The organism is Eikenella glucosivorans, from assembly GCF_016025525.2.
GTDB classification, from domain to species: Bacteria; Pseudomonadota; Gammaproteobacteria; order Burkholderiales; family Neisseriaceae; genus Eikenella; species Eikenella glucosivorans.
This window is the reverse complement of sequence record NZ_JACSGR010000001.1, coordinates 359,407-383,043: the sequence shown is the minus strand read 5'-3', so window position 1 is coordinate 383,043 and position 23,637 is coordinate 359,407. Positions and strand designations below refer to the sequence as shown.

At 59.1% G+C, this 23,637-nt stretch carries 22 protein-coding genes, 1 tRNA gene and 1 pseudogene; 19 read left to right on the top strand and 5 right to left on the bottom strand.

What is annotated here, in order from left to right; genetic code table 11:
* The 5 genes from H9Q10_RS01820 (at position 1) to H9Q10_RS01800 (ending at position 4,772) form a co-directional block, all read left to right on the top strand.
* The gene (locus H9Q10_RS01820; protein WP_197902312.1) at positions 1-339 is read left to right on the top strand and encodes a CidA/LrgA family protein; all 339 of its coding nucleotides are present in this window, start codon (positions 1-3) and stop codon (positions 337-339) included.
* The gene (locus H9Q10_RS01815) at positions 336-1,031 is read left to right on the top strand and encodes an LrgB family protein (protein WP_197902311.1); all 696 of its coding nucleotides are present in this window, start codon (positions 336-338) and stop codon (positions 1,029-1,031) included. Before H9Q10_RS01820 ends, H9Q10_RS01815 begins: the two co-directional genes overlap by 4 nt.
* Positions 1,032-1,246: 215 nt before the next feature.
* On the top strand, positions 1,247-3,016 hold the full coding sequence (locus H9Q10_RS01810; protein ID WP_197902310.1) for an acyl-CoA dehydrogenase family protein: 1,770 nt from the start codon (positions 1,247-1,249) through the stop codon (positions 3,014-3,016).
* 187 nt (positions 3,017-3,203) lie between these two features.
* Positions 3,204-3,815, top strand: coding sequence for a hypothetical protein (locus tag H9Q10_RS01805; protein ID WP_197902309.1), 612 nt, complete (start codon positions 3,204-3,206; stop codon positions 3,813-3,815).
* 150 nt (positions 3,816-3,965) lie between these two features.
* Positions 3,966-4,772, top strand: a complete 807-nt coding sequence (locus tag H9Q10_RS01800) for a DNA ligase (protein ID WP_197902308.1) — start codon at positions 3,966-3,968, stop codon at positions 4,770-4,772.
* A 294-nt stretch (positions 4,773-5,066) separates the two neighbouring features.
* Here H9Q10_RS01800 and H9Q10_RS01795 read toward each other — a convergent pair whose 3' ends face one another.
* A complete protein-coding gene (locus H9Q10_RS01795) occupies positions 5,067-5,687 on the bottom strand; it encodes an L-threonylcarbamoyladenylate synthase (RefSeq protein ID WP_197902307.1) in 621 nt (206 codons plus the stop codon).
* 211 nt (positions 5,688-5,898) lie between these two features.
* Between H9Q10_RS01795 and H9Q10_RS01790 the strand changes: the two genes are divergently transcribed.
* The 5 genes from H9Q10_RS01790 (at position 5,899) to H9Q10_RS01775 (ending at position 10,496) form a co-directional block, all read left to right on the top strand.
* Positions 5,899-6,552 carry a hypothetical protein gene (locus tag H9Q10_RS01790; RefSeq protein WP_197902306.1) on the top strand — a complete coding sequence of 218 codons (654 nt, stop codon included), beginning with the start codon at positions 5,899-5,901 and terminating at the stop codon, positions 6,550-6,552.
* Between the two features lie 342 nt (positions 6,553-6,894).
* Positions 6,895-7,809 (top strand): TIGR01777 family oxidoreductase, encoded by a 915-nt coding sequence (locus tag H9Q10_RS01785; RefSeq protein ID WP_197902305.1) that lies wholly within the window; start codon positions 6,895-6,897, stop codon positions 7,807-7,809.
* A gap of 185 nt (positions 7,810-7,994) precedes the next feature.
* On the top strand, positions 7,995-9,029 hold the full coding sequence (purM, locus tag H9Q10_RS01780) for a phosphoribosylformylglycinamidine cyclo-ligase (protein ID WP_197902304.1): 1,035 nt from the start codon (positions 7,995-7,997) through the stop codon (positions 9,027-9,029).
* On the top strand, positions 9,026-9,157 hold the full coding sequence (locus H9Q10_RS12215) for a hypothetical protein (protein WP_274381486.1): 132 nt from the start codon (positions 9,026-9,028) through the stop codon (positions 9,155-9,157). Before purM ends, H9Q10_RS12215 begins: the two co-directional genes overlap by 4 nt.
* A gap of 37 nt (positions 9,158-9,194) precedes the next feature.
* On the top strand, positions 9,195-10,496 hold the full coding sequence (locus H9Q10_RS01775; RefSeq protein ID WP_197902303.1) for an adenylosuccinate synthase: 1,302 nt from the start codon (positions 9,195-9,197) through the stop codon (positions 10,494-10,496).
* Between the two features lie 88 nt (positions 10,497-10,584).
* On the opposite strand, the gene dcd is transcribed toward H9Q10_RS01775, so the two are convergent.
* The 3 genes from dcd to H9Q10_RS01760 all read right to left on the bottom strand — a co-directional run bounded on the left by dcd (position 10,585) and on the right by H9Q10_RS01760 (position 12,891).
* The gene (gene dcd, locus H9Q10_RS01770; protein WP_197902302.1) at positions 10,585-11,151 is read right to left on the bottom strand and encodes a dCTP deaminase; all 567 of its coding nucleotides are present in this window, start codon (positions 11,149-11,151) and stop codon (positions 10,585-10,587) included.
* Between the two features lie 111 nt (positions 11,152-11,262).
* A complete protein-coding gene (locus tag H9Q10_RS01765) occupies positions 11,263-11,928 on the bottom strand; it encodes a hypothetical protein (RefSeq protein WP_197902301.1) in 666 nt (221 codons plus the stop codon).
* A 63-nt stretch (positions 11,929-11,991) separates the two neighbouring features.
* Positions 11,992-12,891: a recombination-associated protein RdgC gene (locus H9Q10_RS01760; protein WP_197902300.1), complete on the bottom strand. Its 900-nt coding sequence runs from the start codon at positions 12,889-12,891 to the stop codon at positions 11,992-11,994.
* A gap of 283 nt (positions 12,892-13,174) precedes the next feature.
* Here H9Q10_RS01760 and H9Q10_RS01755 point away from each other — a divergent pair.
* Both H9Q10_RS01755 and H9Q10_RS12060 read left to right on the top strand, forming a co-directional pair.
* Positions 13,175-13,250 (top strand) — tRNA-Glu (locus H9Q10_RS01755).
* Between the two features lie 369 nt (positions 13,251-13,619).
* Positions 13,620-13,895 (top strand): hypothetical protein, encoded by a 276-nt coding sequence (locus tag H9Q10_RS12060; protein WP_035573875.1) that lies wholly within the window; start codon positions 13,620-13,622, stop codon positions 13,893-13,895.
* On the opposite strand, the pseudogene H9Q10_RS12315 reads toward H9Q10_RS12060, so the two are convergent.
* Positions 13,794-14,762, bottom strand: a pseudogene (locus tag H9Q10_RS12315) (recombinase family protein); the annotation flags it as partial. The gene H9Q10_RS12060 and the pseudogene H9Q10_RS12315 overlap by 102 nt on opposite strands.
* A gap of 92 nt (positions 14,763-14,854) precedes the next feature.
* Between H9Q10_RS12315 and H9Q10_RS01740 the strand changes: the two are divergent.
* From H9Q10_RS01740 to H9Q10_RS01710, 7 genes are all read left to right on the top strand, one after another.
* Positions 14,855-15,805 carry an FmdB family zinc ribbon protein gene (locus tag H9Q10_RS01740; RefSeq protein ID WP_197902298.1) on the top strand — a complete coding sequence of 317 codons (951 nt, stop codon included), beginning with the start codon at positions 14,855-14,857 and terminating at the stop codon, positions 15,803-15,805.
* 151 nt (positions 15,806-15,956) lie between these two features.
* Positions 15,957-16,100 (top strand): hypothetical protein, encoded by a 144-nt coding sequence (locus H9Q10_RS01735; protein WP_197902297.1) that lies wholly within the window; start codon positions 15,957-15,959, stop codon positions 16,098-16,100.
* Positions 16,097-17,743, top strand: a complete 1,647-nt coding sequence (locus H9Q10_RS01730) for a hypothetical protein (RefSeq protein WP_238480109.1) — start codon at positions 16,097-16,099, stop codon at positions 17,741-17,743. Before H9Q10_RS01735 ends, H9Q10_RS01730 begins: the two co-directional genes overlap by 4 nt.
* A 174-nt stretch (positions 17,744-17,917) precedes the next feature.
* On the top strand, positions 17,918-19,270 hold the full coding sequence (locus tag H9Q10_RS01725) for a hypothetical protein (protein WP_197902296.1): 1,353 nt from the start codon (positions 17,918-17,920) through the stop codon (positions 19,268-19,270).
* The gene (locus tag H9Q10_RS01720; RefSeq protein ID WP_197902295.1) at positions 19,263-20,714 is read left to right on the top strand and encodes a hypothetical protein; all 1,452 of its coding nucleotides are present in this window, start codon (positions 19,263-19,265) and stop codon (positions 20,712-20,714) included. The genes H9Q10_RS01725 and H9Q10_RS01720 overlap by 8 nt, the downstream gene beginning before the upstream one ends.
* On the top strand, positions 20,711-20,935 hold the full coding sequence (locus tag H9Q10_RS01715) for a hypothetical protein (RefSeq protein WP_064084032.1): 225 nt from the start codon (positions 20,711-20,713) through the stop codon (positions 20,933-20,935). The genes H9Q10_RS01720 and H9Q10_RS01715 overlap by 4 nt, the downstream gene beginning before the upstream one ends.
* A gap of 130 nt (positions 20,936-21,065) precedes the next feature.
* A complete protein-coding gene (locus H9Q10_RS01710; protein ID WP_197902294.1) occupies positions 21,066-23,630 on the top strand; it encodes a hypothetical protein in 2,565 nt (854 codons plus the stop codon).
* The last annotated feature ends 7 nt before the right edge of the window (positions 23,631-23,637 follow it).

The window sequence follows — 23,637 nt, the reverse complement described above, 5'->3', positions numbered from 1 at the left end:
ATGTTACGCGCGCTCATCATCGTTTTCGCCTGCCTGGCCGCAGGCGAAGTGTTTTTGCACTTCACCCACCTCAAGCTCCCCGCCAGCATCGCCGGCCTGCTGATCCTGTTCGGCCTGCTCCAGGCCGGCTGGGTGAAAGATTCCTGGCTCAAGCCGCTCACCGAATTCCTCATGCAGCACATGATGCTGCTGATGATTCCCGCCTGCGTGGCGCTGATGGATTATTTCTCCATCGTGGTGCTGGATTTCTGGTCGATCGTGTTGGCCACGCTGGCCAGCACCATCCTGGTGTTGCTCGCCAGCGCCAAAACGCATGAAATCCTGAGGAAACGGCAATGAAAGAGCTCGCCGCCAACCCCATCGTGCTGATTTTGCTGATGCTCGGCGTGTACCGGCTCAGCCTGCTCATCCGCCTGCGCAGCGGCAGCCCGCTGGCCAACCCGCTGATGGTGAGCACGCTCCTCGTTATCGGCTACCTGAAACTCTTCGGCATCAGCTACGACAATTTCATGCAAACCGGCTGCATGGTCGGCTTCTGGCTGCAGCCGGCCATCGTGTGCCTGGCCGTGCCCATGTATCAGCAATGGCCGCGCATCCGCACCCAATGGCTGCCGATTGCCGCCTCGCAGGTGGTGGGCAGCGTGGTGGGCATCGTCACCGGCGTGCTGTTTGCCCACTGGCTGGGCGCGGGGCACGAAGTTACGCAGGCGCTGGCCGCCAAATCCGTTACCATGCCGATTGCGCTGGAAATCACGCATGTGCTGGGCGGCGTGCCGGCCGTTACCGTAGCCGCCGTGCTGCTGGCCGGCCTCACCGGCCAATTCATCGGCTTCTGGCTCCTGCGCCACAGCCACATCCGCAACCGCATCTCCCACTCCATCGCGCAGGGCACCGCCTCGCACGCCATCGGCATCGCCGCCAGCCTGGAAATCAGCGGCCACTTCGCCGCCTACGCCACCCTCGGCCTCATTTTCAACGGCATCCTCACCTCCTTCCTCGCCCCGGTTATCGTGCCGCTCTTAGGCGTGTGAATGGCTACCTGAAAACGGGAGCCGGCATTCATGCTCAGCAAGCCGCCTCTGCCCGCTGCCGCACAAAAGGCTACCTGAAAAACGAAAAACAGTTTTCAGGTAGCCTTTTTGCCGCCCGTCAATCCCGCCGCACAAACCCCGCCCGCGCCATACCCAAGCCCCTGCCGATTTGCTATGCTTGGGCAATTCCATCCCACCCATACAAAGGAGCCCCCATGTCCTACCGCGCCCCCGTAAACGAACTGCTGTTTTCCCTGCGCACCCACGGCAACCTCGCCGACATCATCCGATGGTATGCCGAGAGCGGCATCGACGAAGACACCGCCGCCGCCGTTATCGAAGAAGCCGCCAAATTCAGCGAAGAAGTGTTCCTGCCCACCGGCCGCACCGGCGACTTGCACGGCGCCCGCCTGGAAAACGGCAAAGTAGTCACCCATCCCGACCTCGCCGCCGCCTACCAAGCCTTCCGCGAAGCCGGTTGGGCCGGCCTGCGCGCCCCCATCGAATACGGCGGCCAAGGCCTGCCCGCCATCCTCTCCGCCGCCTGCGAAGAAATGTATTACGGCGGCAACCTCGCCCTCTCCCTCATGCCCATGCTCACCGTGGCCGCCGTCGAAACCATCGAGCGCCACGGCTCTGAAGAGCAGAAGCAAACCTTCCTGCCCAAAATGAGCCAAGGCCTCTGGAGCGGCACCATGAACCTGTCCGAGCCGCAGGCCGGCACCGACCTCTCCCAAGTGGCCACCAAAGCCGTGCCGCAAGCAGACGGCAGCTACCGCATCAGCGGCCAGAAAACCTTCATCACCTGGGGCGACCACGAGCTTGCCGAAAACATCATCCACCTCGTGCTCGCCCGCCTGCCCGGCACCACCTCCGGCATCAAAAGCCTCTCCCTGTTTATCGTGCCCAAATACAAGGTCAACCCCGACGGCAGCCTCGGCGCGCGCAACCACGTGCACGCCACCGCGCTGGAGCACAAAATGGGCATCCACGCCAGCCCCACCTGCGTGATGCAGTTCGACGAAGCCGAAGGCTACCTCATCGGCAAGGCCGGGCGCGGCCTGTTGTATATGTTCACCATGATGAGCCAGGCCCGCCTCGGCGTGGGCATCGAAGGGCACGCCGTGGCCGAAGCCGCCTACCAACGCGCCCTCTCCTACGCCCACGAACGCGTCCAAGGCAGCGCCCCCGACGGCTCCCCTCTCGCCATCATCCACCACCCCGATGTGGCCCGCATGCTCATCCAGCAGAAAGCCACCCTCGCCGCCCAGCGCGCCCTGTATATCCAAGCCGCCGCCGCGCTCGACGCCTCCCAGCGCCACCCCGACCCCGCCGGCAAAAAAGCCGCCCGCAGCCGGCTCGACTACCTCATCCCCATCGTCAAAGCCTGGTGTAGCGACAACGGCACGGTATTGTCCAACCTCGCCATGCAGGTATTCGGCGGCGCCGGCTACATCGAAGAAACCGGCGTGGCGCAGCTCGTGCGCGACGTGCGCATCACCGCCATTTATGAAGGCACCAACGGCGTGCAGGCCGCCGACCTCGCCCGCAAAACCGTGGCCGACAAAGGCACCCTCGTGCGCAGCCTGCTCGCCGAAGCCCAGCAAACCGCTAACGAGCTCGCCGCCCTCGAGCCCGCCACCGCCGAGCCGCTCAACCGCGCCCTCGCCCTGGCCGAACGCAGCGTGGCCAGCCTGCTGCAACAGCACGAAGCCGACCACGCCGCCACCGCCGTCCATGCCGATGCCTTCCTCAACCAAACCGCCCTCACCCTCGGCGCCGCCGCCCTGGCCAAAAACTTCCTCGCCGCCCGCAGCCCGGAAAGCGAAGCGCGCTTCGGCAGCGAATTCTGCCAAGCCCAGCAGCACATCGCCCGCGCCTACCTCGCCTACGTGCTGCCCCAGGCCTACGCCTGCGCCGAACGCATCAACGGCAGCGCCGAAGCCCTGCTCACCATGCCGCTGGAAGCCCTAACTTCGTCTTAAACCGCACGGCATGGTAAAGGCTACCTGAAAAAACGGTAGAGCCATTTTTCAGGTAGCCTGTAAGACGGGGACTCGCTGCCTATGTGATTTGCTGTCGATATATCGATAAAGGCTACCTGAAAAAGTTAGGTCTGCTTTTCAAGACGCGTCTCCTTCAGGCTACCTAGAAAATTAAACAGAGAAATCCATGTCCGAAACCTTAACATATAGCTACACTGTGCCGCCCACCCCGAAGGAATACCCGAAAGGCGCATACGCCCAGATGAGCTATTACAACAAAACCGCGCCGCGTACATATTCGCCGCTGCTTTGCTTTTATCTGCCGTTTCTCATCATTATATCGGTGATGTTTTTTCTGCTGTTCCACAACCAAAACCAACTACCCGCACTGCTGGAAGAATACTATTTAGACGAAGATGCGCTCGGCATCATCATACATGCCAATACAAAAGTGGTTTACATCCTCTCGGCCAGCTTTTTCCTGGTCTCCATGATCAGCTGCATATTCAACCGCCGAATCCTGAAATATATCTACTGCCGCAACTACCTGCTGCACGAAAGCCTCTTCACGGCCGACAATGCAGGTTGTCGCCAAATTTACCCGCAGCAGCATGAGTCATGGTTCGGCTGGGCAACTTTAGACAGCATACAAACCGTAAAGGGCGATATTCTCCTGATTTTCGGCTGCGCATTCATCGTCCTGCCGCACAGTATTTTTGCTGATGAAGCTGAAAAACAAGGTTTTATCGAACACGTAACCGCATGGCAGCAGGCCGCCCTAAAGCATCCTGCGCCCTAAAAACACCGTTCCAGCCACACTAAAGTAGAGACAGCACTTTCTACCCACACCCCTTCAGGCTACCTGAAAATTGTAAAACCGCTTCTGCCATGCCAGAACCTATGCTTTCAGGTAGCCTCCAACCACACCATCCCACCCAAACCATCCGCCATGAAACGCCTCCTCCTCACTCTCGCCCTCCTGTTTTCCCCTGTGCTGCACGCCGCGCCGCCCAATCTCATCCTCGCCAAAGAATACAGCGGCCAAAACATCGCCGGCTGGGCCATGAGCGAAAAGCTCGACGGCGTGCGCGCCTATTGGGACGGGCAAAAGCTCATCAGCCGCCAAGGCCACCCCTTCTCCCCGCCCGCCGGCTTCACCCGCGATTTCCCGCCCTTCCCGCTCGACGGCGAACTCTACAGCCGGCGCGGCGCCTTCGAGCAGGTTTCCGCCGCCGTGCGCCGCAGCGGCAGCGACTGGAGCGGCATCAAACTGCATGTTTTCGACGCCCCGCAAGCCCCCGGCAACCTCTACCAGCGCCTCGGGCTCGTGCAGCGCCACCTCGCCGCCCACCCCCGCGCCAACCTCGCCCTCATCCCGCAAACCCCTGTGCGCGATGCCGCCCATGCCCAACAATTCCTGCACCAAATCGAAGCCCAAGGCGGCGAAGGCGTGATGCTGCGCAACCCCAACACCCCCTACCAAGGCGGCCGCAGCAGCAACCTGCTCAAGCTCAAAAGCGCCCACGACGCCGAATGCACCGTTACCGCACACCACGCAGGCAAAGGCCGCAACACCGGCCTGCTCGGCGCCGTATCCTGCCGCAACGAGCTGGGTGAATTCCGCATCGGCTCCGGCTTTAAAGACGCCGACCGCCGCAACCCGCCGCCCGTCGGCAGCCGCATCACCTACAAATACCGCGGCTTCACCGCCAAAGGCACCCCGCGCTTCGCCACCTACCTGCGCCGCGCCAACTGAAACACCGGTGCCGCACAGCATAAAGGCTACCTGAATCATTCAGGTAGCCTTTATGGCAGACAACACATTGCCTATGCCGGCAGCGGGCCGCAGTTTGCACTGCGCACCAAGCCCCGCAGGCAGCCGAAAACCGGCTGAAATCTCGGCTTTAACGAAATTGGAATGGTGCAAAGCGAATTTCCACGAAGCTAAAACGGGTATTGCTACATTTTCAGGTAGCCTCCAACCGCCATGTACATCAAAGGCTACCTGAACCCAGTTTCAGGTAGCCTTTGATGTGCCAACCATCCGGGCTCACAAGCCAAACACGCCCGTATCGCCCGCACCTTGGCGGATCAGCTCGGTGCCGTTGGTCATGTCGATCACCGTGGTGGGCTCGGTGCCGCACCAGCCGCCGTCTATCACCAAATCCACGGCGTGCTCGAGGCGGTCGCGGATTTCGTAGGGGTCGGTTTGCGGCTCGGTGTCGCCGGGCAGCATCAGGGTGCAGGAGAGCATGGGCTCGCCCAGCTCGGCCAAGAGCGCCAGGGCGATGCGGTTATCCGGCACACGCAGGCCGATGGTTTTGCGCTTGGGGTGCAGCGTGCGGTTGGGCACTTCTTTGGTGGCGGGCAGGATGAAGGTGTAGGCGCCGGGGGTGGCGGCCTTGAGCTGGCGGAACTGGCTGTTGTCTACTTTGGCGTAGGTGCCCAGCTCGCTCAGATCGGCGCACATCAGGGTGAGGTGGTGCTTCAAATCAATCTGGCGGATAGCGAGGATGCACTCCATCGCTTCTTTGTTGCCCATCTGGCAGCCCAGCGCGTAGCAGGAATCGGTGGGATAAACGATAACGCCGCCCTGGCGCACGATTTCGGCGGTCTGCTTCACCAGCCGCTCTTGCGGGTTTTCAGGGTGGATTGCGAAAAATTGTGCCATGGCGGCCTCCTGCGGATCAGTGGGTGCGAAAGGGCGTATTTTAATCCTTCGGCGGGCGGCTTGTCTTGCTTTGCGGCAGGAACGGCGGAGCAGGCCGCCTGAAACACTATTTTGCGTTTGTTAAACCCGCGCCGCGGTTTGCAGGCAGCCTGTTTACGCATTTAAACCCAACTCAACGGCAAGCTACCCGCCGCTTGCTATAATCCGCCGCATGACTGAGCGCAACACCCATACCATGTTTGAAAAAGCCATCCACCTCATCCTCCCCGCCGTGCTGCTGGCCGCCTTCGGCATCAGCGCCGCCACCGAAACCCCGGCCGCCGAGCCCAAAGCGCCCGCCGAGATCGCCTACCTCTGCCAACTGCCCAACGGCCAAAGCGTGCGCACCGCCCTGCCGCAAGGCCGCTGCCGCCCCGTGCGCGCCGACAGCCAAACCGCCGAAGCTTCCGCACCGGCCGCCCCGCCCGCCGCCACCGTGGCCATCCCCAACGGCCGCCCCGCCAAAGAACAGGCCGACAACGGCGAGCTGCCCGCCGTGTGGCAGGAAGCCGTGGCCGCCGCCAGCGACGTGCAGCTGGCCCAGCCCGTGCCGATGCGTGTTACCCTGCGCCAGCAGCCCATGCGCCCCGCTGCCGCCGTTATCCGCCCCGCACCCGTGATCGCCGCCGCCAAACCGCTTACCCCCAAAGAAATCATCACCCGCGACATCCGCCGCGAAGAGCGCGCCCTCGCCCAGGCCGAACGCGAGCTGGCCAGCGCCCGCCGCCATAACCAGCCCAGCCGCGCCGACTCGCTGCAAATCCAAATCGCCGACCGCCGCTCCGGCCTGCATTCGCTGCGCCAAGAATTGCGTCGGCATCAATAAGCCGGCGCTTTGCCCCGCTCGCAGAAAAGGGCAAATTGTTTATTTTCAGGTAGCCTTTACGTGTCTGTATAAGGCTACCTGAAATTCATCATCTGCCTGCCAACCCCATCTATCTGCCTGCCCTTGCGCTGAAGTTGGCATTTAGCTTCGCAGAAATTCTCTCTTGCTTCGCAAGACATCATTTTTCAGGTAGCCTTTCCACACCGAAAGGCTACCTGAAAATCTTTTGCCCCCGGCAACACAGTTGCACGCCGCCCGAGAACATGGCAGGCTACCTGAAAAATTTTTCCAAGGATCAAACATGTTTCAGCTAGCCTCTTTCCCCCACCGCCGGAGCCGCGCATGAGCCGCCAAACCATTGTCATCATCGGCGGCAGCGGCTTTATCGGCCGCGCGCTGGCCGCTTCCTACCAGGCCGATGGCCACCGCGTGCTCATCGTGAGCCGCGATCCCGCCCGCGCCCGCGCCGCCGGCCCGCGCTTCGAATACATCACCGCGCTGCACCACCTCTACGACACCATCCGCCCCGACGTGCTCGTCAACCTGGCCGGCGCCCCCATCGGCGAAGGCCGCTGGACGCCCGAACGCAAACAGGAGCTGCTGCACAGCCGCCTGCAATCCGTACGCGCCCTGGCCGAATGGCTGCCGCGCCATCCGCACCCGCCGCGCCTCATCATCCAAGCCTCCGCCGTGGGCTACTACGGCTGCGGCAGCGCCCAAGGCTGGCCGCCCTGCACCGAATCCAGCCCGCCGCAAAACGTGTTCGTTTCCCAGCTGTGCCGGCAATGGGAAGCGGCTTCGCAGCAATTGCAGCAGGGCAGCGGCATCCCCGTGGCTGTGTGCCGCTTCGGCGTGGTGTTGGGCAAAGGCGGCGGCATTTTGCCGCAACTGCTCAAACCCGTGCGCTGGTGCGCCGGCAAAATCGGCAGCGGGCGACAGCCCTTGCCGTGGATACACATCAGCGACGCAGTGGCCGCCATCCGCTTTTTGGCCGGGCAGCAACACAGCGGCTGGCACGCCTACAACCTCACCGCGCCCGAGCCCGCCACCCAGCTCGATTTCGCCCGCGCCGCCGCCCAACGCTTGCACCGCCCGCTGCTGTTTCCCATTCCCGAAAAACCCTTACGCCTGCTGCTGGGTGAACAGGCCGATTTGCTGCTCGACGGCCAGCAGGTGCTGCCGCAGGCCTTGTTGCGGCAGGGTTTCCGCTTCCGTTTCCCCAACATCGGCAGCGCGCTGGACGACCTGCTGGGCTAGGCTTGCCCGATTCAATCGTTATGCCGGATCAACCTAACTTTCGCTGTAGCGTTAGCCCGCCTTGCCGTACTCCTATACTGTCTGCGGCTCGCTGCCTTGTATCGAAAGCCAATTTGATTCGCTATAGCCGCCTTAAAATCAGGTAAAATAGCGCTTTCCGTTTCCACCTTTTCCGAAAGCCAAACATGAGCCAATCCCTCAGCTACCGCGATGCCGGCGTGGATATCGACGCCGGCGACCAACTGGTCGAAAACATCAAACCCTTTGCCAAGCGCACCCTGCGCCCCGAAGTGTTGGGCGATTTGGGCGGCTTCGGCGCGCTGGTGGAAATCAGCAAAAAATACGAACACCCCGTGCTGGTGAGCGGCACCGACGGCGTGGGTACCAAGCTGAAGCTGGCTTTCGAGTGGGACAAACACGACACCGTGGGCATCGACCTGGTGGCCATGAGCGTGAACGATATTTTGGTGCAGGGCGCCGAACCACTGTTTTTCCTGGATTACTTCGCCTGCGGCAAGCTTGATGTCGCGCGCGCCACCGACGTGATTAAAGGCATCGCGCAGGGCTGCGAAGAATCCGGCTGCGCGCTGATTGGCGGCGAAACCGCCGAAATGCCCGGCATGTATCCCGAGGGCGAATACGATTTGGCCGGCTTCGCGGTGGGCGTGGTGGAAAAGAGCAAGGTCATCAACGGCCGCCGCATCCGCCCCGGCGACGTGGTGCTCGGCCTCGCCTCCAACGGCGCGCATTCCAACGGCTATTCCCTCATCCGCAAAATCATCGAGCGCAGCAAGCCCGATCTAGACGCGCCCTTCAACGGCGGCCAAACCCTGCGCCAGGCCGTGATTGCGCCCACCCGCCTGTATGTGAAGCCGATTCTGGCCGCGCTGGAAAAATTCGACATCAAAGGCATGGCGCACATCACCGGCGGCGGGCTCACCGAAAACATCCCGCGCGTGCTGCCCGATAACTGCGTGGCGCAAATCGATGCACAATCTTGGCCGATGCCCAAGCTGTTCCAATGGCTGCAACAGGCCGGCAATGTGGACACGCAGGAAATGTACCGCACCTTCAACTGCGGCATCGGCATGGCCGTGATCGTGCCCGCCGGCGAGGCCGATGCGGTGCAAGCTTTCCTCGCCGGGCAGGGCGAAACCGTATACCGGCTGGGCGAAATCCGCGAACGCGCGGGCGGGGAGCATCAAACGCAGGTGGCTTGAAATATTTTCAGGTAGCCTTCCCTATTGGCAAAAGGCTACCTGAAAACATCAAAGCCATCCTGCCATTCGGCATCACGGCAAACACCGCATATTTTTCAGGTAGCCCCATTCCTGCAAAGGCTACCTGAAAACCCAATCCATTATTCCAACAAAGGCAACAACATCATGGCAAAAAACATCGTGGTCATCGGCGCGCAGTGGGGCGACGAAGGCAAAGGCAAAATCGTAGACTGGCTGGCCGAAGAATGCGCCGGCGTGGTGCGTTTCCAAGGCGGGCACAACGCCGGGCACACCCTGGTGGTGAACGGCAAAAAAACCGTGCTGCGCCTCATCCCCAGCGGCATCCTGCATGAAAACCTGCACTGCTACATCGGCTCCGGCGTGGTGGTTTCCCCCGAAGCCCTCTTGGGCGAAATCGACGAGCTCGCCGCCGGCGGCGTGCCCAACGTGGCACAACGCCTGCACATCGCCCCCACCTGCCCCATGATCCTGCCCTACCACGTGGCGCTCGACCACGCCCGCGAAGCCTCCAAAGGCGCCGGCAAAATCGGCACCACCGGCCGCGGCATCGGCCCGGCCTATGAAGACAAGGTTGCCCGCCGCGCCATCCGCCTCGGCGATTTGGCCGACCCCGCCGCCCTCGAAGCCAAACTGCGCGCCAACCTCGAGTTTTACAACGTGCAGCTCCAGCACCTGCACGGCGCCCAGCCCGTACAGTTCAGCGACGTGATGGCCAAAATCAACAGCTTCAAAGAGCGCATCCTGCCCATGCTCGCCGACGTGTCGCGCAAGCTCTACGACACCCTCCAGCGCGGCGAGCGCCTGCTGTTTGAAGGCGCGCAAGGCAGCCTGCTCGATATCGACTACGGCACCTATCCCTTCGTTACCTCGTCCAACTGCCTCTCAGGCGCCGCCTCCGCCGGCGCAGGCGTGCCGCCGCAGGCGCTGGATTACGTGCTCGGCATCGTCAAGGCCTACACCACCCGCGTCGGCTCCGGCCCCTTCCCCACTGAGCTGTTCGACGACACCGGTGCCGGCCTGGCCGAGCGCGGCAACGAATTCGGCTCGGTTACCGGCCGCGCCCGCCGCTGCGGCTGGTTTGACGCCGCCGCGCTCAAACGCACCATCCAAATCAACGGCATCAGCGGCCTGTGCATTACCAAGCTCGACGTGATGGACGGCATTCCCGAAATCAAAATCTGCACCGGCTACACCCTGCCAAACGGCAGCACCACCGACATCCTGCCCTTCGGCAGCGATGCCGTGGCCGGCTGCACCCCCATCTACGAAACCCTGCCCGGCTGGAGCGAATCCACCTTCGGCGTGCAAAGCTTCGACGCCTTGCCGGCCAACGCCAAAGGCTACCTGAAACGCATCGAAGAAGTGTGCGGCGCCCCCATAGCCATCGTTTCCACCGGCCCCGACCGCGTGGAAACCATCGTGTTGCGGCATCCGTTTGCGGCTTAAACCGCCAGATTCCGATACCTTAAAAGGCTACCTGAAAACCGGTTTTCGATTTTCAGGTAGCCTTTATCATGGCGGCGGCTGATGCCTTTCACGCCTTGGGCAGGGTTACGCCGGTTTGCCCCATGTATTTGCCTTTGCGGTCTTTGTAGGAGGTTTCGCACACTTCGTCGCTCTCGAAAAAGAGCACCTGCGCCACGCCTTCGCCGGCGTAGATTTTGGCGGGCAGCGGGGTGGTGTTGGAAAATTCGAGGGTAACGTAGCCTTCCCACTCGGGCTCGAAGGGGGTGACGTTCACGATGATGCCGCAGCGGGCGTAGGTGGATTTGCCCAGGCACACGGTGAGCACGTTGCGCGGGATACGGAAGTATTCCACGGTGCGCGCCAGGGCGAAGGAGTTGGGGGGGATGATGCAGCAGTCGTCTTCCACGGTAACGAAGTTTTTCGGGTCGAAGTTTTTCGGGTCGACGATGGTGCTGTTGATGTTGGTGAAAATTTTGAATTCGTTGGCGCAGCGGATGTCGTAGCCGTAGCTCGATGTGCCGTAGGAGATGATGCGGCGGCCGTCTTGCTCTTTGATTTGATTGGGTTCGAAGGGCTCGATCATGCCGTGTTCTTTGGCCATGCGGCGGATCCAGCGGTCGGATTTGATGCTCATGGTGTTGTCCTATGTTGGGGGTTTTGCTTGGAGGCTACCTGAAAACGAGCTTCGCGAGTTTCTGCGCAGCTAAAAATTGCCGGTTGGTTTTCAGGTAGCCTTTACTGATGTTTATTGGGTGAGATACAGGCTGTCTTTGTCTAAGGCAAAGCCGTAGCCCTGCTGCCACAAATCAAAATAGGGGCGCAGGAAATCGCTCTCGGGTTTGCTGCGGAATAGCGGGTATTGCAGGTAGGCGGCGAGATAGTAGTCGCAGTTTACCGAATAATAGGCTTCGGCCAGCACTTGTGCGGGGCTGTCGTGGTCGGTGTTGCCAATCCGCCATTCGTCAAACGCTTCGCCAAGCAGCTCTGCCGTTTCGTTGTATTCGTCATCGGGCTTGCCGAAGCGTATTTCTTTAACGGCGGCGAGGGCGGCAAGCAATTCTTCGTCTTCGGCAAAGCGGGCAAATTCTTGCAGTCCGGCCAACAGCTTCTCGCCGGTTTTTTGCGCTTCGGCCTCACTTTGCGCGGGCGGGCAGAAATAGCCGGGGGCATAACCGCTTTCGAGGATTGCCGAGTTGCGCTCGAAAGTGCTTTGATACACAGGCAGAATACGCGCCAGCAGTTCCTGCCCGCGTTCCAGCGGTTCGAACACGGCAGCCACGCCTTCGCCGCCGGGCATGAAGCTTTGGAACAGGCCGTAGAAGAAATCTTCCCAGCCGCCATATTGGTCGGGAGGTTGCGGCTCTTCGCCTAAGAGCTTGAACAGATATTCCGCGTATTCTTGTTGTGTCATTATGCCTTCCTTTTGGCTGATATTTTTCAGGTAGCCTTTTGGCGCAGCAGGCTACCTGAAAACTCAATCCTGCCAGCCGCCCAGCAGCGCCACCAGCTCGTGCAGCAGCGCCGACAAGCCCTCGGCCATCAGCACCTGCGAAGCGAAGGCCAGGCTCGCCGCATCGTCGCCGTGGCTTTCCGCCTCCTCCTGCAGCACGTCCAGATACTGAATGCGCTTGAGCGTGAAATCCTGAGTGAGCACAAAGGCAATCTGCTCGCGCCACACCAGCCCGAGCTGGGTAACCGTTTTGCCGTTTTTCACATGCTGCACCACTTCTTCGGCGGTCAAATCCTGCTTCGACACGCGCACCGTGGGCGCCGCATCGCCCGCGCCCTTGAGTTCGCACATATCATCCAGCTCGAAGCCGCCGCCGCAGGCACCTTGCAGCAGCCATTCGGTCATCAGCGAAGAGGGCGATTGTTTGGTGTTCGGCAGCTTGGCCTCCAAGCCGCCCAAAGCCTCACGCAGCTTGGCCAGCAGGTTTTCCGCACGGGCGGCCGATGCCTGGTTCACCAGCAAAAAGCCGCTGCGCGTGTCGCACACGGCTTCGGTTTTGCTGCTGCGGGTAAAGGCGCGGGGCAGCAGGTCGTCGGTAATCTGCTCTTTCAGCTCCTGCTTTTCCTTGCGCCCCACCGTGCGCGCCTCCGCTTCCTGGATTTCGGCCACTTTCTCTTCCAAAATCTCGCGGATCACGCCGGCCGGCAGCACCTTTTCCGATTTTTTCAGCGCCACGCCCCACGTGAAATCGGCGGGGAATACCCATTCCGGCGAAAAAGCCTGCGGCGGCGCAAAGCCCTCGCCAAACCAATCCAAGCCCTGCGGCGGCGCAAACGCGGCCTCCTCCAGCTTGGCGGATAAGGTTTCCACATCCGGCAGTTTGTCTTTGCTCAGGGGGTAAAAGCTGACTTGTTTAAACCACATTTTGCTTGCTGCTTCCGTTTGTTTCAAAGCGCGGCATTATACCGCCAATCCCGCCCGTTTGCCGTTTCTCCCAAACTGCCCATGCAGCCCCGCTGGCGCAACAGGCTACCTGAAAATGAGTGAAGCAAATTTCGCTAAAACGATATTTTGCGAAGTAAAGCTGAGTTTCTGCGAAGCTAAAAACGTGGGCTTCAACGAAGCTCAATCCCCGGCCGCCAAGCAATCCCCGGCACCGCTTGACAGCCTGGCGCGCATCAGTATAATGCGCGCCTCTCATGCGAATGCGCCCATCGTCTAGAGGCCTAGGACACTGCCCTTTCACGGCGGCAACCGGGGTTCGAATCCCCGTGGGCGTGCCAACCTTTCGTACTATGAACCCCAGTGGAATCATGAATAACCCGTTCTGGGTGGTAGTGAATAACTACATCGGTAGGATTGACATCGATTTTTTGGATAAAGCTCTGCAATAGAATGCGGAGCTTTTTTGCATTTCTTGTGTTTAAAATGATATTTTTTAGTGTGGTTAGGGCGCTATCAATATCAATTTCAGGAATTTTCTCAACACTTGGTGCAGAATCTAGCTTATCAAGTTCGACGAGCAGGATTTGCTCCCGTTCATCATAGCCGGCCAGTCGCTCAAGCAGGGAGCGGCTGTCTGAACCAGTCAGCCCAGATTCGACCAATTCAAATAGAGCATTGCGGCGGCGGCGCAGTTCGGTCAGTTCGCTTTGCAGCAGTTTACGCTGCTGGGCATCCCCGGCACGTTTTTCAGCATACTTTTGATAAGCTTTGCCGATGAAATCACTGACTACATCTTGAGTAAGCAATTTGTCGATAACGATATTGAGCAGGTAGTCATCTATCTTTTCGGCAGGGATACGCCGCATGATGCAGTCGCAGCCTTTGCGGGCTCCACTGCAATTGTAGTAATTGTAGCGGCGCTTAGTTTTGCTGGTCGCAGTCTCAATAACCATCGCCTTGCCACATCGACCGCATCGCAATAATCCAGTAAACAGGAAGCTGCTAGAAGGGCTGCCTGCCGCCACATGACGAGGCTGGAAACGCCGCTGAGCGTTTTCAAATTCCTCTTCCGAGATCAGCGGCTCGTGGGTTTGGCGTATTACCCAGTCTTCTGGCGGATTGGTTTTACGGTTACTGGTTTTGTTATACACAGTTTGTCCGAGATAGACACGGTTCTTCAGCATATGTGACAGGCTGGCTGCCTGCCATTCCGCTCCGCGCCGGGTATAGCCGCGGCTGGCAAAACTACGGGCAATTGCCAATGCGCTTTCTCCGGCGGCAAAGCGGCGGAAGGCTTCCTGTACTAGAGTTTTTTCGGCATCGTTCGGCACCAGTTTACGGCGTTTATTTTGAGTCATAATTTGATAGCCGAACGGTGCACGGCCGCCGTTGAACCAGCCTTCTTCCGCGTTTTTCAGCATGGCGCGGCGGGTGTCTCGGCTGATTTGGCGCGACACCTGCTCATCCATAATCTCCATAATCGAATCGGTGAACCAGCCTTCGTCGGTATCGCTATCGATATTCATTGAGGCATACACTAGGCGGGTGCCACTTTCGCGCAGCAGCAGTTTGTAACTGGCGGCATCCAGCTTATTGCGGGCAAATCGCGAAGTAGACCACACAATGAAATAGTCCACATCGTTTACCGCGCAGTAATGGATGGCGCGCTGAAATGCCTGGCGCTTCATGGCTGAAGTGCCGGTGACGCCTTCATCGCGGAATATCTGCAACACGCTGGCGCCAAGCTCTTTGGCTTTCTTTTTACATTGGTCGGTTTGGGCATCGATGGAAATGCCCTCATCGGCTTGGCGGGCAGTGCTGACCCGCACGTAGATAATTGCTCGTTTCATACTTCCCTTTCCTGTTCAGGGCAAATTTTACTGCCTATCCTGTGCCAAAAATACCCCTGTTTTGTTCTTGTCTTTGGTCGTTTAATACCCGTATGACCGACCATTCTTCCCAATCCCTCGACACCGTTGTTTTCCGCTGCACCGCCTGCAAGCACACTTTTGAGTGTGCCCCGCAAACGGTGCAGGATGCGCCTGAATGCGAGTGGCACCCGTTTGCCTATCAGGCAGCCTGCCCGAAATGCGGGGAGACCTGCGCCCAGGCGGCCTGGCACCGCAACCTAATGAAGGGTTGGGCGAATGCCACCGGTCCGAAGACGCCGGAAGGCAAGGCGGCGGTGCGTAAGAATCTGGAAGGCCACCCGACGCCGGAGGAAACGCGAAGGACCCGCTTCAATGCGCTCAAGCACGGCATGAATGCCCGCACCGCCACCTATTTCCCGGCCAAGCCGGACGGCTACCCGGCCTGCCGCACCTGCACCGTGGATCGCGAATACTGCCGCAGCCAGCCGGCCTGCGTAAAGCAGACGCAGCTGTTTATGCTGCACCACGCCGCGTTCGAGCAGCGCGACCCGCGGTATTTGACCGAGATTTATGCCGATATGCAGGCGGCCATCACCGCCATCGTCCAGCAGATACTGCAGACGATTGTGGCGGACGGGGTGGTTTTGCGCGCACCGGCATGGAAGGTGGATCAGGAAGGCAATGTAGTGATCGGCGAATACCTCGACCGGGCCAGCGGCGAGATGAAGGTGATTTACGAAGTCCACGCCCATCCACTGATTCGAAGCCTGCAGGATTTCTTGAGCAAAAACGGTCTGTCGCTGGCCGATATGGGTATGACACCGAAAGTCATCGAGCAGGAAGAGCAGGCATTAGGCCACCTGAAACAGGATGCCGCCACCCAGCAGTCGCTTTTGGAATTCTCCGAGCGCAGTGCCAAAGCGCTGGAGAACTTGGCAGTGCTGGCGCAACGCGCTAACGCACGCAAGCAGCAAGACCCGGTATTGGTTGAATACCGGCAGCAGAACGGGGATAAATCATGAAAGAGTTTGCAATCAGTGCCCTGTTTTTGGGGAGTAAGGTGGCAATCGTGTATGTAGCCTATCTGTCGGCGAAAGAACGGGTACCGCATTGCGGTTGGTTGGTATTCGCCGCGGTATTTTATGTATGTTTTTTCGGGTTAAAGGTGGATTGATGCTGCCGTCGGAATACTGCGCCGACTGCGGTGCCAAACTGGAGGAATACGAGCAGCTGCATTATTTGGACATATGCCGCGACTGCTATGAGGAATGGGCGGCCTATTTGGCGCAGTTGGCTCCACAGGAGGAGGCTGCATGACGACCGCCGCCCAACGCATCCAAATACAACATAGTGCCGAACGGGAAATCATGCGCTATGCCCGCCCCGACCCGGTTACCGGCATCAAGCCGCATGCCCTGTGGCACAAGCATGTGCACAACGTCGATCTCGACCCGATGCAGGTGTTGAAGATGCAGGAGATGGACGACCACCGCAATACGGTGGATTTTTCCTGCCGCCGCACCGGTAAAACTGCAGTGAAAGAAATGTACTGCCTGGAATATTTGGCTACTACCCCTTTCCAAGAAGAAGGGATTGTGGCGCCACGCTTACAGCAGAGCCAAACCAACCTGATGTATCACATCGATGCCATCCGACGCAGCCCGATTTTAAGTGGTTGGATCGGCTATAAATCCGGGCGGCGACAGATTGCCGATACCCGTTACCAGTTCCACAACGGCAGCAAGGCCGTCTGCTACGGCATCATGAGCCAAATTGACGGTGACGGCCTGAGTATCGGTTCGCTGGAAGAAATCGACGACATGCCGGCCGACCGGCTATTTTCCCGCTTCCTACCGATGCTGGGTTCGGCTCGACGCCTTGGGGTGGACAGCTCGGTGAGTTTCGACCCGCAGATCCGTATCACCGGCGTGTATAAAGGGGCGGACGTGCTGACCCAGTTGATTGATACCGGTGGCTACCATGTATTGCCGCCGGTAGACGTGTATCTCGGTATCGAACTGGGGATCTTGAATCAGGCGTTTGTGGATGAGATGAAGGAACAGTTACCGGATTCAGAGTGGATTCGGCAGTTCTTGTGCATCAACGCTTCGGCGCAGAACCATATTTGGGAAAAATACATTCGCCGCGCGATGGCGGTGGGCTTGTCGGCTGGTTTGCAGGCAGCCTGCCCGTTGCCCGGCGGCCGCTACCGCAAAAAAGGTTTGCTCAGTTTCGGTTATGACCATTCCGGCCACGGCGAGAGCGCACATGCTTCCAAGTCTGCCTTGGTGGTGTGCGAGCAGGTGGGGAATTTCGCTACCTTCCCGTTTGTGAAAACGTGGCCGGCGGGTACTGATGATGCGGTGGTGCAGCGTGACCTGTTCGGCTTTTGGGAGTATTTCCGCCCGGATTACGCGATGGGCGACGCCTATGGCTTAGGTATGCTGACCAACCTGAACGATATGCTGTTTGCTCGCGGTCTGACCGATATCGACCGACGCAGTATCGGTGATGGGCAATCGACTGCTTCGACATGGATGCACTGGCCATTTGCCCCGATCCGTTTCGAGGGTATGACCAAGCACAATATGGCCAGCTTACTGCGCACCGCCTTTCATAACGGGCAGGCCGCCATCCCGTATGTGGACGACGGTAGTGACGCACTACGGACAAAAAATGCGGCAAATACCAGTTGGGGGCCGAGCCGATTGGATGAAATCGGTGCCGACAGCAGCGATTTTGCACTGTTTATCAGACAACTGGGTAATGTGAAATCGGCGCCGGCGAAAAACGCTGCCTACAACACCTACAAGATGGCGAACCCGAAAATCGGCGACGACTTGTTTGATGCGGCCTGTGCGGCGGTATATGCAATGGTTACCGCCGGTATTGAGAATTACCAGCCGGGCGTGGTGCTGACGCGGCGCATCAGCCAAGAGCAACTACTGGGGCAATTATGAAACTGAACCGACCACCACCCCGCCCTCTTTCCGAGCAGGAAAAAATCGAAGTGGCCCGTAAGCGGGCGGAATGGATTGCCGCCTTCGGAGAGGACGACGACATGATTCGCCGGTTATATGAGGCGGGACTGATCGAAGGTTGGCGGTCAATCGTTAAAGTGGAGCGAATCGAAAATGGGGATCATCAATAGGCTGCTGCGCCGTTTCGGGCGTAGCCAATCCGATGCCATGCTGACCGGTGAGGAAGCGCACGGCATAACCAGCGAAATCGGGATGCGTCCAACGCCGGAGCGGCAGCAGCGGTTGGAATACAGCTGGGAAACTATTGACTACGACTACCGCGCGGTGGTGCTGGATATCCGGCGTATGGATCGCGAAGACGGGCGGGTAAAACGCATCCATAACCGGGTGGCGCGCGACGTGACCCGTGGCGGATTGGTGCTGCTGCAGGCCGACCCGAGCGCGCGGGTACAGCAGGCATGGCGCGAATTCGTACGCCGTCTGCAACTGAACAATGCGCAGAAACTAAAATCGGATGCGCGCGGGCTGGTGATGGAAGGTAACCTGCCGATGCAGTGGGTGCTGGATAATAAAGGGCAGGTGGTGGCGGCGGTGCGTATGCCGGCGGAAACCATCCGTCCAATAGTGGGCAACGACGGCCGCTTCAAGGATGTGTCGGCAGCTTATGCGCAATACGATTTCCAACGTGGTCAAGACATAGCAGTGTTCGGGCTGTGGCAGCTGACACTGGCGCGGCAAGACCCAGATAACTTTGATGACCTCTCTTCTCTCGGTCGGCCGTTTTTGGATGCCAGCCGCGAGATTTGGCGCAAACTGCGGCTGACGGACACCGACTTAGTAATCCGCCGCCACCACCGCAGCCCGATGCGCCTGTCGCATGTATTGGAAGGGGCGAGCGCGGAGGATTTGGAAGAATACCGCCAGCATACCGAGGCGAACAAAGACCAGATCACCACCGACTTCTACAGCAACAAAAAGGGCGGGGTGCAGGCGGTACAAGGCGACGCCACAATGGGTGAAATCGCCGATGTGGTGTATTTGCTGGACAGCTTTTTTTCAGGCAGCCCCTTGCCGAAAGGGCTGGTTGGCTATACCGACGGGCTTGCGCGCGACATCTTGGAAGACTTGAAGCGCGACTACTACGACGAAGTGGATCAGATACAGGACGTGCTGGCGATGGTGTACCAGCAGGGCTTCCGCCTGCACTTGCTGCTGCAGGGCATCCCGGCCGATGCGGAAAATTTCAGGGTGTCATTTGCCGAACGGCGCACCGAAACACTGAACCAGACCACCGACCGGGCACTGAAACTGAAAGCACTGCAGTTGCCGCAGTCGATGATTTGGGAGGAGCTGGGCTACAACCCGGCCGATGTGGAACAGCGGCGTGAGAACGATGAAAAGAACTACGACCCTTATCCAGAGGATGCGCATGTGCCGAGCGTGAAGGTAACGCCGGGCAACGCACCGAAGGGAGAGAGTATGACGAGCGTGGGTAATCATGGATGATATTCCGCGCGCACCGCATTCGCGTCCTGATTTAGCCGAAACCTGGACACTGGTGGCGGCGATGGAGCAGTCCAGCCGGGCAGCCTACCGCGCCGCCGGCAAACGCATCCGGCAGCAGGTGGCCGATTACGAGCATATTGGCATTGCCGAATTGGCGGAAATCCACCGCCTGCTGGATAGCGAGCTGAAGCAGCTGGAACAGGTACAGAATAGACTGCTGCACGATGGCATGCTGGCCGCAGCGGCAGCAGCAGCATTGGGCTGGCGCGGCCGCCGGCGTGAGCCGGAAGCAGAACGGCTACTGGTGCGGCACCTGCTGGATACGCCGCAGAAGGACGGGCTGAACTTGTCGGCGCGACTGTGGCGTATCCATGCCGGTGCCGCACGCGACCTGAAAAGTGTTGTGGATGTGGCAGTGCAGCGCGGCTGGGATGCCGAACACGCCCTGCAGCGCACCCTGAATATCACACCGGAATTGAAGCAGGTGCTGGATGAGGCCGGAGCGGGTGCGGTGGCTAGGCGCCTAGAAGCTGGATTGCTGGCCAATCCGGGCAATGCGGCCATGAAATTCCGTCGCGTGCTGCGCACCGAAATCAACCGCGCGCACGGCGAGCGCTACAAGCAGCTGGCGCGGGCGGACGAGAATGTGGTTGGGCTGCGATTCATGCTTTCACCGCGCCATCCGCGGGTGGATATTTGCGACGAGCATGCGGCAGCAGATTTATACGGGCTGGGTCAGGGCGTGTATCCGGTTGACGAGTGCCCGTGGCCGGCACATCCGAATACCTTCAGTTACACCGAAGCGGTGTATCGGGACGAAATCGGCAGCCTGAACCCTACGGTGGAAAAAGTACAAACCGAGATCGCTGCGGAAGCAGATGGGTTGTTGGAACGGGCCGCCGCCATTGAGCCGGTGATAACGGGCGACTTACAACGGATGGCTGCCGCCGTGCAAGCACGTATGGCTGGGTTGGATTACCGTTTCAAAGGCCGCGAATCCCTAATTCGCAAGATTGAAAGCAAAACATGGCGACGTGATGTAACACCGGCCCGTGCTGCTGCTAATATCACAGATGTGTTGAGATATACGGTGTTGTTGGACAGTGAGAGTTTTGTCAGCCAGTATTGGCAGTTGCAGGAGCAACTGGCAGCCAGCGGTTACCAAACCAACAAGGTGTCGAATACTTGGCGTAAAAATGCAGTGTATAAAGGCATCAATACGACCATCATCAAAAATGGACAGGTATTCGAGCTGCAATTCCATACCGAGCAGAGCTTCAATTTGAAAAATAACGAGTTGCACAAACTCTACGAAGAGGCGCGGGAAATCTCCACCAGTACGGAAAGACGTGCCGAATTGCAGCGTCAGATGGTAGAATTAAGCAGGCAAATCCCGACCCCGCCCGGCATCAGTACGATTCAAACGAAAGCAGGGATACGATGAAACATCAATATTGGAAAGTAGACGGCAACCCAGACATCATTATTCGTGGTGATGAAGATGAAGATGGCAATGTTTACGAATGCGCCTTCTTCAATCGGCATACCCGGCAGTGGGACTACAGCGAATCCGGTTACTGGTGGGACGAGTGCTATATACAAGCCAATCTTGACGTACACAACCTGAGTGAGCAGGAAGCCTTAGCCCTGGTAGGTACAGTTTAAAATCTCCTAATTCCGGTTATTCCGGCATCTTCTTTTGGCGCCCTTTTGGGCGCTTTTCTTTTGCCAAAAATACCCCTGTTTTGTCATGCGCAAACCGCCTAACCTGCCATTATTGTCAGAGGGAGTTTCAATGAAACCGCGAATTTACCGCTTATCCGAAGAGAAACCGAGATGCCGCCGTGTGTTGTCGGCAGCAGCCACGCCGCCGCTGTCTGGCAAGCAGACCTCATGGGTCACGATTACCCGCACCGGCTCGTTCACCGACCCGCGCTACGGGCCCTTTGAAATTACTTCGCCGATGCTGTTGAGCATGGTGAAGAACTTCGACGAGCAGGTGGTGGGGCAGGAGATTTACATCGATGTGAATCATAAACCGGGCGACGGTGCTGCCGCCAAAATCCTAAAGTTGAGGGTGGAAGGTACTCGCCTGCGGGCATTGGCCGAATGGACTGATTACGGCCTGAAGGCGGTGCGGGAGCGTGGTTTCACCTATCTTTCCGCCGAATTTGCGGATAACTGGCAAGACAACGAGGGTGGTGCGTTTCACGGCCCGACTTTACTGGGTGCTGGATTGACGGTACGGCCCGTCATTAAGCGCCTAGATCCGATCACGCTGTCGTGCGAATCCGGCGGCGATACCCTGATTCTGGCCGAGCTGGCCGACGATTTGATGAAAAAAGCGAGAGCGAACATGGATAAATTGAAAGAATTTTTGAAAAAACTGGCCGAATCCGGCTATTCCGCCAAAGTGCAGGCACAAGTGAAAAAACTGGCTGAAGCGGCGGTGGACGAAAACACCGGCGAAGAAAAGGCCGCTGCAGTGATTGCCGAACTGGAAGGCATGGCGAAAACCCTGGCTGCCGCCGAAGACGAGGGAAAGAAAGCAGCCGCCCCGGCCGCGGCTGCCACTCCCGCCGCTCCGACTGCTGCTCAGGCACAGGCCGCCGCTCCGGCGAAAACCTTGAGTGAAGACGAACTGGAGGCGCTGGTGGCGAAAAAGCTGGCGGAAGCTGAGCAGGCTAAAGCGCAGCAGGCACAGGCACGCGAAGCCAACGAAAAACTGCTGGCGGAAGAAATCGGCAAGGCCGAAGGCTTGTCTGACGAGCTGAAAAAAGAATTGGCCGAAGGCGCCAAAGCGCTGCTGTCCGACCATGCCACCGAAGCACAGGTGAAACAGCTGGCGCAGCACCAAATCAATATGGGCAACCGCATGGCCGCCGCTTCTTCGCTGGCGGCGATGGGTTACAGCGTGGCCGGTTCGCCGCACATTACTGTACCGGACGAAGGCGCGAAACAGCTGAGCCAGATTTACCAGGACAGGCTGAAGCAATCCACGCTTTCAGGCAGCCTGAATTTTACTGACCAAGACAGCCCGTTTGCCAAGAAGGTGCTGTCCGAGTTCGACCGCATCTTTGCCCGCGAACTGCACGCCGAGCGCAAGCTGCTGTCCGGCGGCGAAATGGATATGAACCGCAGCCAACTGCCCTACGGTGTGCAGCGCGAAGTGATCCGCCAGGCGCTGCATGACCTGAACGTGCTGCAGCTGGTGCAGACGCTGACCGACTTCAGCGCCAATCAGACCACTCAGATTCCTTATGAAGAGCGCGATTTAGCGCCGGTGTACAACGACGGCATGGTGTTTGAAGGCCAGCCGATTCCGTTTGCCGGTGTGAGCCAGAAAATGGATTTGGCCTACATCAACCAGATGAAACTGGCGCTGTCGGTAACCAACGAGGTGGTGCATTTCACCCGCGCATCCGTTATCAACTGGGACGCATTGGGGCGCAACATCGAAACCAACGCCCGCATCCTGCGCGAGCTGGTTGCTCGCCGCCTGATCAACGAAATCCAGCGTGCCAGCGACAGCTACGCCGCGGTTGCGATTACCGACGAGACGGTTACCCCGAACGCCACCAGCGGCATTTTCAAAACCGCGAAATTCCCGGTGGTGCGCCCGCATCAAAACCTGACTTTGCAGGGCGCAGCCGTGGGCGAGGCGGAAAATCCGATCACCATCAAGATCGGTGCCACCGTGGTTAAAGCCTACGACGGCACCAATGCCCAACCTGCCGGCGACTACTTCCGCATCGTGGATTTGAACCAGGGTATTTTCCAGCTGGTGAACCAACTGGGTGCACCTAAGGCAGGCGCTACCGGCGTGAAAATCTCCTACAGCCAAGCCACCAACATCGTGCTGTTCAACTTGGATGTGGCCAGTGGTAACACACTGGAGAAACACCTGAACGGCCTGCTGCGCGAAGTGGGTGCGGCCAAGGCAAGCATGAGCGGCCAGCGTTACGAGCACGTGGACTACCTGCTGATGAGCCCGGTGTTGAACGACACCATCAGCAATGCCGAGCAGTTTGTAGTGAGTCTGAAACGCAACGGCTCTGATACCACCGGCGGCGGCGACCTGATGAAAATTAAGGACATCCCCGCCTACTCGACCAATGCGCCGCATACTGATATGGGCGACGGCCGCATCATCATGGGCGTGCGCGGTAATACCAGCTACACGGTAGCCAAGCCGTTCAGCACCGGCGATCTGTTCGAGATCACCAATGCGCAAGGCCAGCCGCTGGGCAAGAAAGTGGCCTATGGCGAAGAGTACAACGCCATCCACACGCCGAAGCCGGTACGCCACCGCAGCATTTCGGTGGTGGTATACAGCAAAACCAGCCGCGACGCGATTTAAAACCCAA